The 13,853-nt window shown below is 40.3% G+C and carries 10 protein-coding genes; 6 read left to right on the top strand and 4 right to left on the bottom strand.

All coding sequences use genetic code 11. The features are described from left to right. Positions 1 to 74: 74 nt before the first annotated feature. Positions 75 to 614, bottom strand: a complete 540-nt coding sequence (locus tag PN457_RS07800) for a peptidoglycan-binding domain-containing protein (RefSeq protein WP_271732450.1) — start codon at positions 612 to 614, stop codon at positions 75 to 77. Between the two features lie 1,239 nt (positions 615 to 1,853). On the opposite strand from PN457_RS07800, the gene PN457_RS07805 reads away from it, so the two are divergent. Beyond that, positions 1,854 to 4,472, top strand: coding sequence for a DUF3536 domain-containing protein (locus PN457_RS07805; RefSeq protein ID WP_271732451.1), 2,619 nt, complete (start codon positions 1,854 to 1,856; stop codon positions 4,470 to 4,472). 87 nt (positions 4,473 to 4,559) lie between these two features. Here the strand turns inward: PN457_RS07805 and PN457_RS07810 are convergent, their stop codons facing one another. Then, complete coding sequence (locus PN457_RS07810) at positions 4,560 to 5,921, bottom strand: NAD(P)/FAD-dependent oxidoreductase (protein ID WP_271732452.1); 1,362 nt, start codon at positions 5,919 to 5,921, stop codon at positions 4,560 to 4,562. 254 nt (positions 5,922 to 6,175) lie between these two features. Here PN457_RS07810 and PN457_RS07815 point away from each other — a divergent pair, with 254 nt between their 5' ends. The 5 genes from PN457_RS07815 (at position 6,176) to PN457_RS07835 (ending at position 10,894) form a co-directional block, all read left to right on the top strand. Continuing rightward, positions 6,176 to 6,337, top strand: coding sequence for a hypothetical protein (locus PN457_RS07815; protein WP_271732453.1), 162 nt, complete (start codon positions 6,176 to 6,178; stop codon positions 6,335 to 6,337). Between the two features lie 59 nt (positions 6,338 to 6,396). Then, positions 6,397 to 6,735: a hypothetical protein gene (locus PN457_RS07820; protein WP_271732454.1), complete on the top strand. Its 339-nt coding sequence runs from the start codon at positions 6,397 to 6,399 to the stop codon at positions 6,733 to 6,735. Positions 6,736 to 6,883: 148 nt separating this feature from the next. Beyond that, positions 6,884 to 8,707 (top strand): hypothetical protein, encoded by a 1,824-nt coding sequence (locus tag PN457_RS07825; RefSeq protein ID WP_271732456.1) that lies wholly within the window; start codon positions 6,884 to 6,886, stop codon positions 8,705 to 8,707. After that, a complete protein-coding gene (locus tag PN457_RS07830; protein ID WP_271732457.1) occupies positions 8,704 to 9,345 on the top strand; it encodes an OmpA/MotB family protein in 642 nt (213 codons plus the stop codon). Before PN457_RS07825 ends, PN457_RS07830 begins: the two co-directional genes overlap by 4 nt. 19 nt (positions 9,346 to 9,364) lie before the next feature. Then, positions 9,365 to 10,894 (top strand): EH signature domain-containing protein, encoded by a 1,530-nt coding sequence (locus PN457_RS07835; RefSeq protein ID WP_271732458.1) that lies wholly within the window; start codon positions 9,365 to 9,367, stop codon positions 10,892 to 10,894. Between the two features lie 215 nt (positions 10,895 to 11,109). Here the strand turns inward: PN457_RS07835 and PN457_RS07840 are convergent, their stop codons facing one another. Together PN457_RS07840 and PN457_RS07845 are read right to left on the bottom strand one after the other, a co-directional pair. Continuing rightward, positions 11,110 to 11,358 (bottom strand): HNH endonuclease, encoded by a 249-nt coding sequence (locus PN457_RS07840; protein WP_271732460.1) that lies wholly within the window; start codon positions 11,356 to 11,358, stop codon positions 11,110 to 11,112. Continuing rightward, positions 11,355 to 13,778 (bottom strand): dynamin-like GTPase family protein, encoded by a 2,424-nt coding sequence (locus PN457_RS07845; protein ID WP_271732461.1) that lies wholly within the window; start codon positions 13,776 to 13,778, stop codon positions 11,355 to 11,357. Before PN457_RS07845 ends, PN457_RS07840 begins: the two co-directional genes overlap by 4 nt. Positions 13,779 to 13,853: the final 75 nt, after the last annotated feature.

Below are 13,853 nucleotides of genomic sequence, written 5' to 3' on the forward strand. Positions count from 1 at the left end.
ACTAACAATCTTGTCCGCGGGCATTTGAGTATCTGAGATATATCTAGTTAATCATATTTGTAGCTGATCAATAACTACATTGTCAACTGTTGCCAAGTTAGTGGACCGACTACTCCATCTACCCCTACTTTCCGCTGGTTCTGAAAGGCTTTGACAGCTGTTTCAGTCAATGGACCAAAAGACCCATCAACTCTAATGGCGTAGCCTTTAGAAATTAACAAACGCTGTAAAACTCTCACAGCAGTACCTGAAGTACCAAAACGCAAAGTCGGTAGAGATTGACCTGTGAAACCCGATGAGACCGCAGCTACTTTGATCCTATTGTCCGCAGTGATTGTCCTAGGTTGGTGACTCCTTTGGCTAATTGTGATTGACGCGAGCAGTTTTTCTTGAGGTAAGTGGGACGCCGATGAGGAGGTTTGAGAAATTGCATCTATTGGGATAAATTCCGGTGGTGTGATTTGAGAGGGAATGTTAATTAATTTACTTACGTTATGGCTTAAATGCTCCGAGCTACTTTCCATCTGCAATGGTTGCTGCTTCGGTAATCTATTCTCTGAATATACTTGTCTGGCGGTTAGTATACCCGTCATCAGCAGGCCAATTTCGCTCATCGTTGTTCATTTTAGTAATAATCTAATTTCTCACTTGACAAACAAACCTGTTGTTAGTCCGGAATTCTTAATACGGAAAAATTCCCAAAAGGTGTGTAATATTCTTTTTATAACTATTAATTATAAATATAGCCTTTTTCAGGATCATGAAGTACACACCAATTCCCTATTCCCTGTTCCCTATTCCCTCAAACTAAAAAAAATTGTACCTCACGAGCATGGTAAATGCTATAATCTCATATTCCAGTTATTATGCAAGATCAATTTTGATTGATGATTGGTTAACCTAGATAAATTTACGTAAGCAGTTTTCATTTTATGAGTATAGCATTATCTAATATTCTAGTTAAGGAAGTTTTTCTGTTAATTTTTGGTGAATTAATGCTCTGGTGTACAAAATCGGGTGACAAGGGTAGCAGAACACCTCTTGAGCAACTCCTAAAAATTAAGGGTTACCAGCCTGACTCTGCACAGGGATCATCAATCTTGCACAAGCTCAGTCGGTTTTTTGGTTGCCAAAAGTAGCAAGCAAAGGCTCTGGGGACTTTTAGGAACCCGGATGTGATCACGGGGTGTGAATTGAGGATACATTTGGGAAAATCAGATTCTTCTGGACAAACCCGTTATCTTTAAACTTACATGATTTATATGTATATGATCTGAGGATTTATTCTGTTGTTGTCACAGACTGATCAGATTTTCACTGATTGAGGGCGGTAAATAAATATATTCATCCAATAATTTCATTAGCAGTGATCCCCGTGAATTAATCAGATCATAATCATGCACAAATTGTTTGGGCGATGATTCGCCAGGGAAATTTGTATAAATCAAATATGCATCTTCCAGAATACGCATATATATAATCAACTAAAATAAGTTAATATAATCTTATCTACAGTATTTTGGCTGGTGCTGTCTCTAGATGAAAAAGAGATATGTAAAATAAAGTTACGACTTATGGATAGTTTGTAAAATTTCGTAGGAAAAATATAAATTAAACCTCGGATTTTCCGGAAAATATAAGCTTTAATGGGTAAATAGACAGTGCAGTAATAAAACCCTCACGTCTGTGGGTTAACGCAGATTTGTCAGTGGAGTCAAGCAGTTTTTAGGAGCATTGGCAGAATCATATACTCATAGTTTTGTTATATACCGGATTATGGATAGAAACCCTGTAGAAGGGTTTAAATACCAGTGTTCGGCGCAAATGTAAGTTTTTTATTGGGATAAATATACATGACTTCTGCTGCTGAAAGGCCAGTTAGCCCTGGCTCAACCGTGAGATCACATCTGACTGTCCATGAGCACAACCAGATAGACCCGCTGAAACAGGCTACTGGTGTTTATGTGACGGTGCATGGTCATTTTTATCAGCCCCCACGGGAAAACCCTTATTTAGAGGCAATTGAACGTCAACCTAGTGCGGCACCTTTCCATGATTGGAATGAACGCATTCACTGGGAATGCTATCGCCCTAATGCTTTTGCCAGGGTCTTTAATGACCGGGGGGAAATAGTCGAGATTGTGAATAATTACGAATATTTCAGCTTTAATATGGGACCTACCCTGATGTCGTGGCTAGAACGCTACGATTTTGAGGTTTATCAGCGAATTTTGGAGGCAGACACCAAGAGCTGTCAGCGCCTGCACGGTCATGGTAATGCGATCGCCCAGGTATACAATCATATAATTATGCCTCTGGCCAATGAACGGGATAAATACACCCAAATCCGCTGGGGTAAAGCAGATTTTCGCTCACGCTTTGGCCGGGATCCCGAAGGTATGTGGTTAGCGGAAACAGCTGTAGACTATGCCACCTTAGAGGCTTTGGTGGCTGAAAATATCAAGTTTATTATCCTCGCACCATCCCAAGCCCAACGTTGTCGCCCCCTACCCACAGAGGATGAGCCTGACCCGGAATGGCAAGAAGTAGGGGGTAGTCAAATTGATCCCACCCGTCCCTATCGCTGTTATGTACAGGGAAGTGGCGACACTGATCAGCAATCGCGCCCTTACATTGATATCTTTTTCTACGATGGCCCCATTTCCCGGGATATGGGCTTTAGTGATGTGGTTTATAGTTCTAGTCATTTTGCCGGACGTATCGGCTCCGCAATACGTGGGGATCACCGGCCAGCACAATTAATTTCTGTGGCCACAGATGGGGAAACCTTCGGACACCATAAGAAAGGCACTGAAAAAACTTTAGCCTACGCCTTTATTGGAGAATTTCCTAAGCGCAATTGGACTGTCACCAACTTTGCTCACTATCTCAGCCTCAATACTCCCACTTGGGAGGTGGAAATTAAACCCGCCACAGCCTGGAGTTGCGCCCACGGGGTGGATAGATGGCAAGATGACTGTGGTTGTGGTGGTGAAGGTGGTGTATGGCATCAAAAATGGCGGCGACCCTTGCGCGATGCTTTGAATTGGCTGCGGGATCAGTTAATTGATGTCTATGAGAAACATGGCCTGCGCCTATTCCATGATCCCTGGTTAGCACGGGATGAATATATTCAGGTGATCCGCGATCGCTGTGTGGCTAATGTGAACAGTTTCCTGTCTCGCCATCAAACCCACAAACTCACCCCAGCAGAACAAGTTGATGCTTTGCGCTTGTTAGAAATGCAGCGTCACGCTTTGCTGATGTTCACTAGTTGCGGCTGGTTCTTTGAAGAAATTTCTCGCCCGGAAGGTACGCAAATTCTCCGTTATGCTTCCCGTGCTTTGGAATTGGCCGGGGATGTGGCTGGTGTACAGTTGGAGAAAGCTTTCATCAAACGCCTATCTTTAGCCCCCAGTAATGTGGATATTTTCAAAGATGGTGCGGCGATCTATCGGCAAATGGTGCAAACTGCCCAAGTGAGTGTCAAGCAAGTAGCTGCTCACTATGCTATTAGTTCTCTGTTTGCTAATCAAAAATCTACACAAAAGCGCATTTATTGTTACAGTCTTGATGAGATTGATTACCAGTTGCAACGTATGGGTTCCTTGACCTTGGCGGTAGGAAATTTAAAACTGGTGTCGGAAGTTACCGGGGAGAGTGAAAGTTTAGTCTTTGCTGTGCTGCATTTGGGCGGCTGGGATTTCCACTGTTGTACCCAATTATTTACCGGTAGACGTGAGTACAGTCAGTTGAAAGAAAAGCTGTTTACCTCTCTAAAACAGGGGAGTGCTGCTCACAGTATCTTGGTGATGACCAGGCTATTTAGAGAAGAAACATTTAGCCTACAAAATCTCTTTGCTGAAGAACGTCACCGGATTATGCGCCTTCTGAGTCAGGAAACACTAACACGTTTAGACCAACTGTATACTCAGGTGTATCGGGATAATTACGGATTATTGATGGCCTTCCACCGGGATGAGTTAGAAGTACCCCAAGAGTTGCAGGTAGCTGCGGAGATTGCTTTGGGATCACGCTGTATGCTCATACTGCGATCGCTCGAGCAAGAGATCACAGACCCCATCTTGAGTTTAAATCACATTGTAGAATTAGAAGCGATCGCGACTGAAGCTAAACATTTACATTGTCGGTTAAATATTCCCGAAGGTACGCAAATATTAGAACAACTAATCATGCGCTTATTGTGGCAATTATTACATGACCTCAATGGCAGTTTTGCTACCCAAATCCAATGTTTAGAACGGTTGATTGATGTTAGCTATCAGCTAAATATCGGCATTTCTTTGCACAAGTCCCAGGAACTATATTTTAGCTGTCTGTCCACTCAAATTAGACCTTTATGTCTGACGACTTTGAAGAATACAGAAGAAAATTATCAATCTCGTCAATTGCTGAAGTTAGGACAAAAATTAGCTGTTGATGTTAGCCATGTTCTGGGTCAGTTGGAGTAGTCACAAAGCCCTAATCTGACCTAGGGAGGAAAGGCGACACGGGATGCTTTAGCCTCCCGTCAATATTTAGGAACTTAAGGGAAAATACTAGACGTTGAGGGGATGCTGCTTTTCTTTACCCGGGTAATCATTGTCATTGTTCATGGGTTTTACTTCCAAAAAAGCTTCTCTACCTGTAATCAATCTGGAACGACGATTCCGAGTGATATAGTTCCAAGCCCACTGAATTACCACTACTAATTTAGTGTCAAACTCGATTAAGAAGTAGATGTGAATTATTAGCCAAAATACCCAAGCAATGAAACCTGTAAGTTTGATTAGGCCTAAATCTACAACCGCTAAATTTTGCCCAATCATTGCCAAACTACCCACGTCGTTGTAATGAAATTGTGGCAAAGTGTAACCTTGAAGTCTTCCTTGAATCAGTCCAGCTACATACTCCCCTTGTTGAGTAGCTACGGGTGCAACACCAGGTAAGGGTTTACCAGTTTGATGGGAGAAGTTGGCTAAATCTCCCACAACAAAAATGTTTTTATAACCCTTGACGCTCAAGTCCGGTTCCACAATCACACGTCCGGAAGGATCGCATTCTACACCTGTACGCTCTGCTAGGACTTTACCCATTGATGACCCTTGTACACCAGCAGCCCATAAGACGGTTTTTGAGGGGATTTCCTCAACTTCATCGCCACTCTTAAAAGTAACGATATCATTTTCAATGTTGGTCACCCTGGTGTTAGTTCTGATCATCACACCCAATTTTCCCAAAGCTGATGTAGCTGCTTTCGATAACTTGGGCGAAATGTATGGGAGGATGCGATCGCCCCCTTGCAATAGTAAAATTTTCGCCTCGGAAGTATTGATATTGCGGAAATCTTCTTGCAGTGTTTTATATGCTAATTCTGCGATCGCACCTGCTAATTCTACACCGGTCGGACCACCACCCACAATCACAAAGGTCAACAAAGCCTTGCGTTTTTCTGGGTCAGTTTCTCTTTCTGCTGCTTCAAATGCTGTAAATATCCGGCGACGTATTTCTATAGCATCTTCCACAGTTTTTAAACCAGGCGCAAATGCTTTCCACTCATCCTTACCAAAATAGGAATGGTTAGCACCTGTCGCTACTACTAATGTATCGTAAGGGACTACCTGATCATCTAAAATAACCTCTTGTTTTTTGGGGTCAATATCACTCACCTTTCCTAACAGCACTCGTGTATTCTTACTTCTTCTGAATACGGCGCGCAATGGTGAGGAAATATCAGCAGGTGAGAGGGTACCTGTGGCGACTTGATATAACAGTGGCTGAAATAGGTGAAAGTTGCGTTGGTCAATGAGGGTAATACTTACATTCGCTTTCGCCAAAGTCTTGGCTGTATATAGTCCACCAAAACCACCACCAATAATGACAACTTTATGTGGTGCATTCTTCCCAACTGAGACTACCATAGGAAATATTGCCTTCTGTTAAGAGCGTTAACTATTCTTAACAACTTTGTAACAAATTTATAATATATTTTGCCGTTTATTTAGAACAGTTGAAAAAATAATAACTGTAGTCAAATTTACGATTTATTTGATTTACAGCATTTCCCATGCTCGTAAGGTAGAAAGTTTTTTAGTTTTAGGGAATAGGGAACAGGGAACACCGGAACAGGGATTGGAAAGGATTGGGAAGGATTGGGAAGGATTGGGAAGGATTGGTGAACACACAAAAAATAATAAAATCCAGTCCCCTCCCCTTACAAGGACAAGACAAGGTGGACAAGGTGGACAAGGTGACAAGGGAGAAAAACAGTACAAAGTCTGTGGGCGATCGCACCCCCCAAGCAACTGGAAGAGGTAGCTTCCATGTATCTGTATAATAATCTCATGATTCATTGCACATCCCAGATCGCCTGTTTTCCAGTTACCAGGGAATTTCATGATCCAGTTGACACCATCCGTAATAGAATTAGTTGAAGAAATTGTAGCTGTTAATCAAGCCTGGAAACTAACTGCTGACATGGGTGAGCATACCTCAGCCATAGCAGAATCACTCGCGGATTTAAAGAACCGGTTACAAGTGCGACTCTTACGTACTTATGCACCCGAACAGGTTTATTTAGAAATTGATACTTCTCCAGAAACACCAACCACAGAAGAACTTTATGGGTTAATTCTACGCCAACCAATAGGTGATTATTGGAATGCGGCACATCTTCCCGTGCGTGTAGCTCAACAATTGCTGTCTTCTGAAGAAATAGCCAAATTTACAATTTAGTGGGGAGTGTAGTCAAATGATTCAAGGCTTAATCAATATTTTTTGGCAGAATACTCCTTTTCATTGGAGTATTGTAATTGTTTTCCTGGGGGGAGTAATAGCCGAACTTAGATCTATTTTTCGGTATCGGCGTTCTATAAAAAGAGATTTGAAAGATACTGAAAACAGTATTAACTACTTGGAGAGCAACCAACGTCAAGATTTAGTTATCCCAGATAATGGATCATCCTGGTTCCCGAAACATCTAGCTGGAACAAATACTCAGGGAGGTTTCCAACCCAAATTTGAGGCGGGAAAATTTGTATTATTACAATACCCAAGAATTTTAAATCCCTCTATTCCTAGCAGCTATTGGCGTTTTATACCTACCATTCTCATCGCCCTTGGTGTTTTAGGAACCTTTTATGGGATTCAGGAAGGATTATCACAAATAGACCTGAAGAATATTAATGAAACCAAATTACTAGTAGATGCTAGTGTCAATCTTCTAGAAGGTATGAAAACTGCTTTTTCTACTTCATTGATGGGGTTAGGCTGTAGCAGTCTATTTACTATGTTTTTAGCAGGTGGAGAAGCATATAAACGCTCTCGTGGTCATAAATTCCGCCAAAGATTAGATAAAAGATTAGATCAGATTGCTTTTGTAGAAAGTCCCACAAGGCTTTTATCTCGTTTTAACCTTGATGGAACTGAAAGAGGTCAATTAAGTCCTGATGCTATTGGTGAAAAAGTTGGTGAAAAAGTGGGAGCAGTCATGTCTCCCATTTTTAAGGAGATCGGAAAAGAACTATCAGCACTCAGAGAAATTAAAAAGGAGCAAGGTCAGGAAATATTAAGAGAGTTAATTACAGAACAAAGAGAACAATTAATCAAACCCCTCATAGCTGAACTTACCAAGAGCGCACAACTGACTCAAGCAGCTTCTCAAGCAGTTAGTCAACTCAGAGAAGAACTGGGGGGAATTTCCCAAAGTCTCAGCACATCTGTAATGACTATCCAAACATTCCAAAAAGATACTTTAGTGCAACTGCAAGAATTTGCAGTTAGTTTGCAGTCTATCTTAACTGAATTTCGTTCTGATACTCAAGGAGTAATGGAAAGGGTATCTACAGAAATTCAGTCAGCTGTAACTGCAAGTGTTGAAGCGATAAATTCCCAGAGAATTGCTTTTGAAGTCAGTTCTAATCAAGCAGCTAATACTTTTAGAAGTATTCGAGAAGATTTAGAAACCGCACTACATACCCAAGCAGAAATAGAGCGCCAAATGCTCCAGGAATTTCAAGATCGAACCCTGGCGATTATCACCACACAAACTGAAAGTATTACCACCGTTGGTCATGAAGCATCTCAATTAATGAATGGAGCCAGAGAAAACTTAATATCTACTCTCTCTAACATTGATACTATGCTGCAAAATACCCGGATCACTGTACAGGAAGAACTACAGCAATTCCGCCTGAGTTATCAAACAGCTTTACAAGAGTTCTTCAATAGCCAAAATCAGTTACTAGAAGAAACCCTGGGCGAACAGCGTCAAGGACTAGCTCAGGTTGTCAATGATTTACAGACTGCTTTTAACGAAGAATATCACAGACGCTCAACTTTAACCGCACAAGTGGACGAAAGTATGAGCAGAATTGGACAAACTGTAGAGAGGGTCAGTAATTTTGCTAATGTCACCGGTTTAACTTCAGGAGAAAGACTAGCACAAATCCAAGAAATTACCAGGGGATTGGGTCGAGAAGCTCATAGGATTGAACAAACCTATGCAGCTATGATTCAACAGTTAAATCAGGCTTTGGAAATAAGTAATCAACATTTAGTTGATTACCTAAATAAAGCATATGCATCTGAAAACCGGTTTTTCACCCAAGCGGATGAAGCCACCACCAAAATTTCTAATCAATTACTACAAGCTGCTAATTATCTAGTAGCTGCAGAAGCTAATCGTCGTCATCAATCTGAATCATGAATAATTTTAGCGATTGGGAACCAACACCACAAATAGAAGAGGATAACTCTAGCGTTTTACTCGCCATTGGCGATATGATGTCTGGACTGTTAATGATATTTGCGCTGTTGTTTATTACCGTTTCTTTACAGTTGAGTGAAATATCAGAACCCAGACGTAATGTCATTGAACAATTGATTAATACTTTAGAAGAAAATAACGTTAAGGTAGAAGTTAATAAAGACACCGGAGATATTACCTTGAAAGAAAATATCCTATTTCCAGAAAATAGCGCTCAATTAAGTGCTGCTGGGAAAAGCACTCTACGATCATTTATCCCGGTTTATAGTAATGTAATTTTATCCAACCCTAAATATCAGCAAGAAATTACCCGGGTAGTGATTGAAGGACATACTAGTTCTAGTGGAACTTATAACGGTAATTTACAGTTAAGTTTGTTGAGGTCTTTTGCTGTTGCTGAATATATCTCCTCAGAGATGAAATTTGAAACTAAATCACAACTGGAGGAAAAAATCCTTGCTTCTGGAAGGGGAGAAATTGAAGCTAATCCAAATATTGATGACCCCAATGATAGAAAGGTAATTTTCCGGTTGCAGTTTAAGGGAGATAATTTGTCTGAGATTTTTACATCAAAATGATTTTGACAACCTAGAAAATATGATGTTAAATTTTCGCACTCTATCCTTAAGCGATCGCCAGTCACCGGAACCAACCAATTTACTCCAGTTAGTCAAAAATTTCCGCAACAGTGAACAATTCCGCCAGCTTCAGAATCTCCCTAATGTAGAAACAGATACTTGGCGTTCTTTAGATCAAATTATCGAAACCATCCAATCCGGCAATATTGACGACATTCAACACATAGAATGGGTCTATTGTCTCCATAATAAGGCTGAATGGGATAGGGCACACCCAGAAATCAGCTATACAACTTCAGCATTAATCTGGAGAGCAGCAGTTAATAACTTACCGCTCAAACAAACTTTATTATGGCTGTTAGTGTTGAATCATAGCGAGTCACAGCCAATTATCAGTGAATCCTTAGTTACAAGTTTTTCTGTGTTTATCAGGGAATCAGGAGACAGTGACGCACAAATACTACAAATCATACAAGCCATCACCCAGGATGACTATCACAGATTAGCTTTAATTGCTAGGGACGAGAATTTTACACCCCAAGAATTACTCAATAAATATAATCTTCCATCAACTAGTAATGCGGTGAGTCAGGCTTTAAACTATGTAGTGAGAATATTTTCAGACAGGAACGACCGACCAGAATGGTTACTGCGTTGTTTTGCGCAAATGTCCCACTCACAGCAATGTCAGGAAGTCAATCGTTTATTGACAACGATCGCCGCTGAAATAGGAAGCGGTTTTTTATCAATCGTAGAATGGTTACGTCAAAATTATGGACCGCGCACTGTTAATTCTCGCTGGAGTCAATTATCATCACAAGCTCAACTAGCATTACGTAAATGGATTGGTGCTGCTACTTGGGGAGATTTTGACAGAATGATTACAGTGTTAATCAATAAGTTGAGTTCACAGTTACAAACATTATCACAGAATAACAATAGATATCAGGAACTAAATTATCAAAGAAACCAACTACAAAGACGTAAAGGGTTTTGGTCAAATTATAGCGATCGCTTTGAACGTTTGCGTATTTTAGTACCCGCATCAACTAGTTGGATTAGTCAAGAATTAACACGAGATATTGATCTTCTGGTCAATGATGGTAGTAATGAGACAGAAATTTGTATCTTTGACTTTGGGGATTGGTTTATTGTAGAATTCTTCCGGGGTAATGGCAGTGAAATTTTAATGTTTAACCGCAATTACTCTGCTAATGTGGAAAAAACATTATTTCAATCGCCAAATTTATCTATTTCAGATATTCGCCGTTTATATCGTTTTGGCGGTGAAATTCATGATCATGTTTTCCTCTGGCAATATTATGCGGAAAAGTGGCTGAGAACGCAACATAATATTTACCCGAATGACGGGATAACTCGTTTTCAAGGACTTGGTTCACAATATAATCAATTTAGTCACACCACAGGTTTACCCACTCCTGCAGTAGATAAACAGGGAATCCGTGAACAGAAGTTAGCACGCTGGCGACGGGATATTCAAAGAATATACCAAGCACTTGGTATATCCTTGAATAACTGGGGTAACTAGTAACATCTAAATCTAGATTACCATGGTGTGTTGTCCCGCACAACGCACTATTTTTTTTTAACGCAAAGGAGCGCAAAGGTAAACGCAAAGGAGCGCAAAGGTTTGAGATTAATTAGATTCACAGGAAAAAGTGATTAGTCAGCAACTACCATGCGATCGCGCCCCTTGGCGTTTAAAAACTTACCAAAACTTGGCTACAAGAGGGCGATCGCCATTCACAACCCCTGAAAACGTCGCCGAAAGCGGGGGTCAAGTTTATCTGTTTTTTGCTGATTACAGGTGAAACAGAGGGTCTGTAAGTTGCTGATATCGTTCTGACCACCACGAGCTAGGGGGACAATATGGTCAACTGTCAGCTTAGTTTCTGAACTTGTTTTACCACAGCTTTGACATTGATATTTATCTCTTGCAAATACGTATTTTCTCACTGAGGAGGGAATGGGAATCCGGGGAGTTTTATTCATGAGTTACCCTCAGTTCTGGAATCAGCGACAATCTGCTGAAAATCTTCATTGCTAATTACAGGTAATAAGTGATCGTACAACTGCATAGATTGTAAACAGTTATTAATATGGGAGACTGCTGTGTTATAACCCTCAATTTTCTCTTTAACAACATTCAGTAAGCGTTGATTACTCAGAATTTTGTCTTCTGCTTCCTGTTGTAAAGTTTGTTCTAAATAAGCACGAGCTTGGGAGTATTGCTGTAATATATTATCTTCTTGCTCTTGTGCCATGGCTAATAATTGCCTCTTGAGGATGGTGTTGATAGTTTGACGCAAAGATTTACAAACTGTCTGGGAAACCTTGGGTTCAAAATCCAACTTTAACAATTGTCTAATTGCTGGTTCAGCTTCTAGCATACTTTGGGAATCGTAACTTTGGGAGGTTTGCAGCAAAGTTTGACGAAATTGATATATAGAAAAAGTCCCCTCATCATAAAATCTCGGACTTTCTCGCACAAAGCGATCGCATTCTGCACTAGCTGCATTATCCAAAATCACTGAGACGTTTTTGGCGGTAGCTTTCACCTGTTCCTCAATCCCCCCATCATTACCTAATAAACGATACAATTGACGATAGTATTCTGATTTGCGAATCTTTTCAATTAATTGCCTAAACAAATTATTTACTAATTGTTGACAACATTCGCTCAAAATATCTTCTAACTCGTTTGCTAAATAATAAAACGCTTCTACTAAAATCGCTAGTAAAGGCGCAGTGGAATTGCGGGGATGGCTAAGGGTAGAACGTTGATAAGCATCAGCGACGGAAAATGTGTTTAGTAACTCATCTAAACGCCGAATCATCCGCCCTTGTAGTTGGCGAAAATCAGCCTCAAAAGTATCACAGGAATTATTAATTATTAGGTTGACCTCTTCTGTGATGTGCTGACCAAATTCTTTAGATACTTGCTGGAGTTGCTGATTCAGCCGTTGTAACTCCTGCGCCTTCATCCCCTCAATTTCTCGCGGTTGACTATCTAGTTTTATGTATTCAGTTTGATAATGTTTTTTTAGTTTAATACAAACATCTTCTAAATCATCCGCCAAATTTTCAAATAGCTGTGGGCGCTTTTCTTCTACCAAATATTTAGTAATCGCTGTGCGAAATTCCTCAATACCACTATCTTGAATTAGCTGATTAATTAAAGGCGCTCCCTGCTCTGCTAAAATTCTGACATAATTCTCATTGGGAGTTTCATAACTGTTTACCGAAATGCGAAAATGACTGGATGAGAGCTTACCGGAATTAGCACAGTAGCGGTTAAACTCATTAATAAATTGCGGTGTTTCTTCTCTCCCATTGCTACTTTTAACGGTATCTGCAAAAACAGAATTTAACCCAAATCTATCGCTGATATTTGTATGTTTAATCTGACTGCCGTAAAATCCCAGTAATCCACTGGTTTTATAAACCCTAGGAGCATCACGAAACTCTTTACTAATTAAGTCATCTAAGCGCTGCCTTAACTGGGTATTATACCAGGTTTCATCAATGCGGTTAAAGGTGTAGAAAATGCGATCGCGTATTCCCCCATTGTCTCGCATTATTTCTAAAAGTTCCGTTTCCTCCTTGGTCATATCACCAGCAGCAGCAGGTTTTAATACACACACCACCGCCGATGTATCCGGATGTTGAATTTTGGCGTAAGTTAATTGTGCATCCTTTTCTACGGGGGCATCGATACCTGGCGTATCAATAATTACATTACCATCTTCTAACAGGGGATGATTGCAGTAATATTCAATTCGTTTTAAAACAGAGCTATTACTACCACGCCGCGCATATCCTGCAGCTTCCTTAAGATTAGAAAAATTAAATTGCTCCATGGAATATGTAGCATTATTCATCGTTTGAATATGTTGACGATTTGCCTCATACCCCTCAAGTAGTAATATTAAAGCCTTCCCTTGTTTTGCTCGTTCCGATTTACTTTCTCCACCTTCTTGCTGAATAATAGCATTACAACCTTGACGCAGTAAATCAATAATTTCAGTTTGGTTAATATTAGCTCCTGTTTGAAATCCCAACTTTTCACATAAAAAACTGGCTTGTTCGCGAATTTCTACTTCACTTAAAAAGGTTAAAACCACCCTTTCCTGATCTAATGGTGCATACTCAATTCTGCATTCTGTACCTGTAGCGTGTCCTTCTGCACTGTATAGTAATTCCCGTTCTAGTAGTGCATTAATCAACATCGACTTACCCGCACTAAATGCACCTGCAAAGACAATTTCAAACTGCGGTGAAACGACTTTTTCCAGAGAAGTTTGTACAGATGTAATATCTTCAGAGCGCAAAGGTGGCTCTTGTTGCAACAGTTGTAATACAGTTTCAACTTGCTCTTTTAAATTTTCACACTGGGTAGGGATGTTGGACATGATTCTTTATCTATAATTATCTAAGTATTCAGCCTGTATACGATTCAGTGGGAATCGTATATTATTTTTCCTATG

The sequence above is a fragment of the Anabaenopsis arnoldii genome, from assembly GCF_028331025.1.
GTDB classification, from domain to species: Bacteria; Cyanobacteriota; Cyanobacteriia; order Cyanobacteriales; family Nostocaceae; genus Anabaenopsis; species Anabaenopsis arnoldii.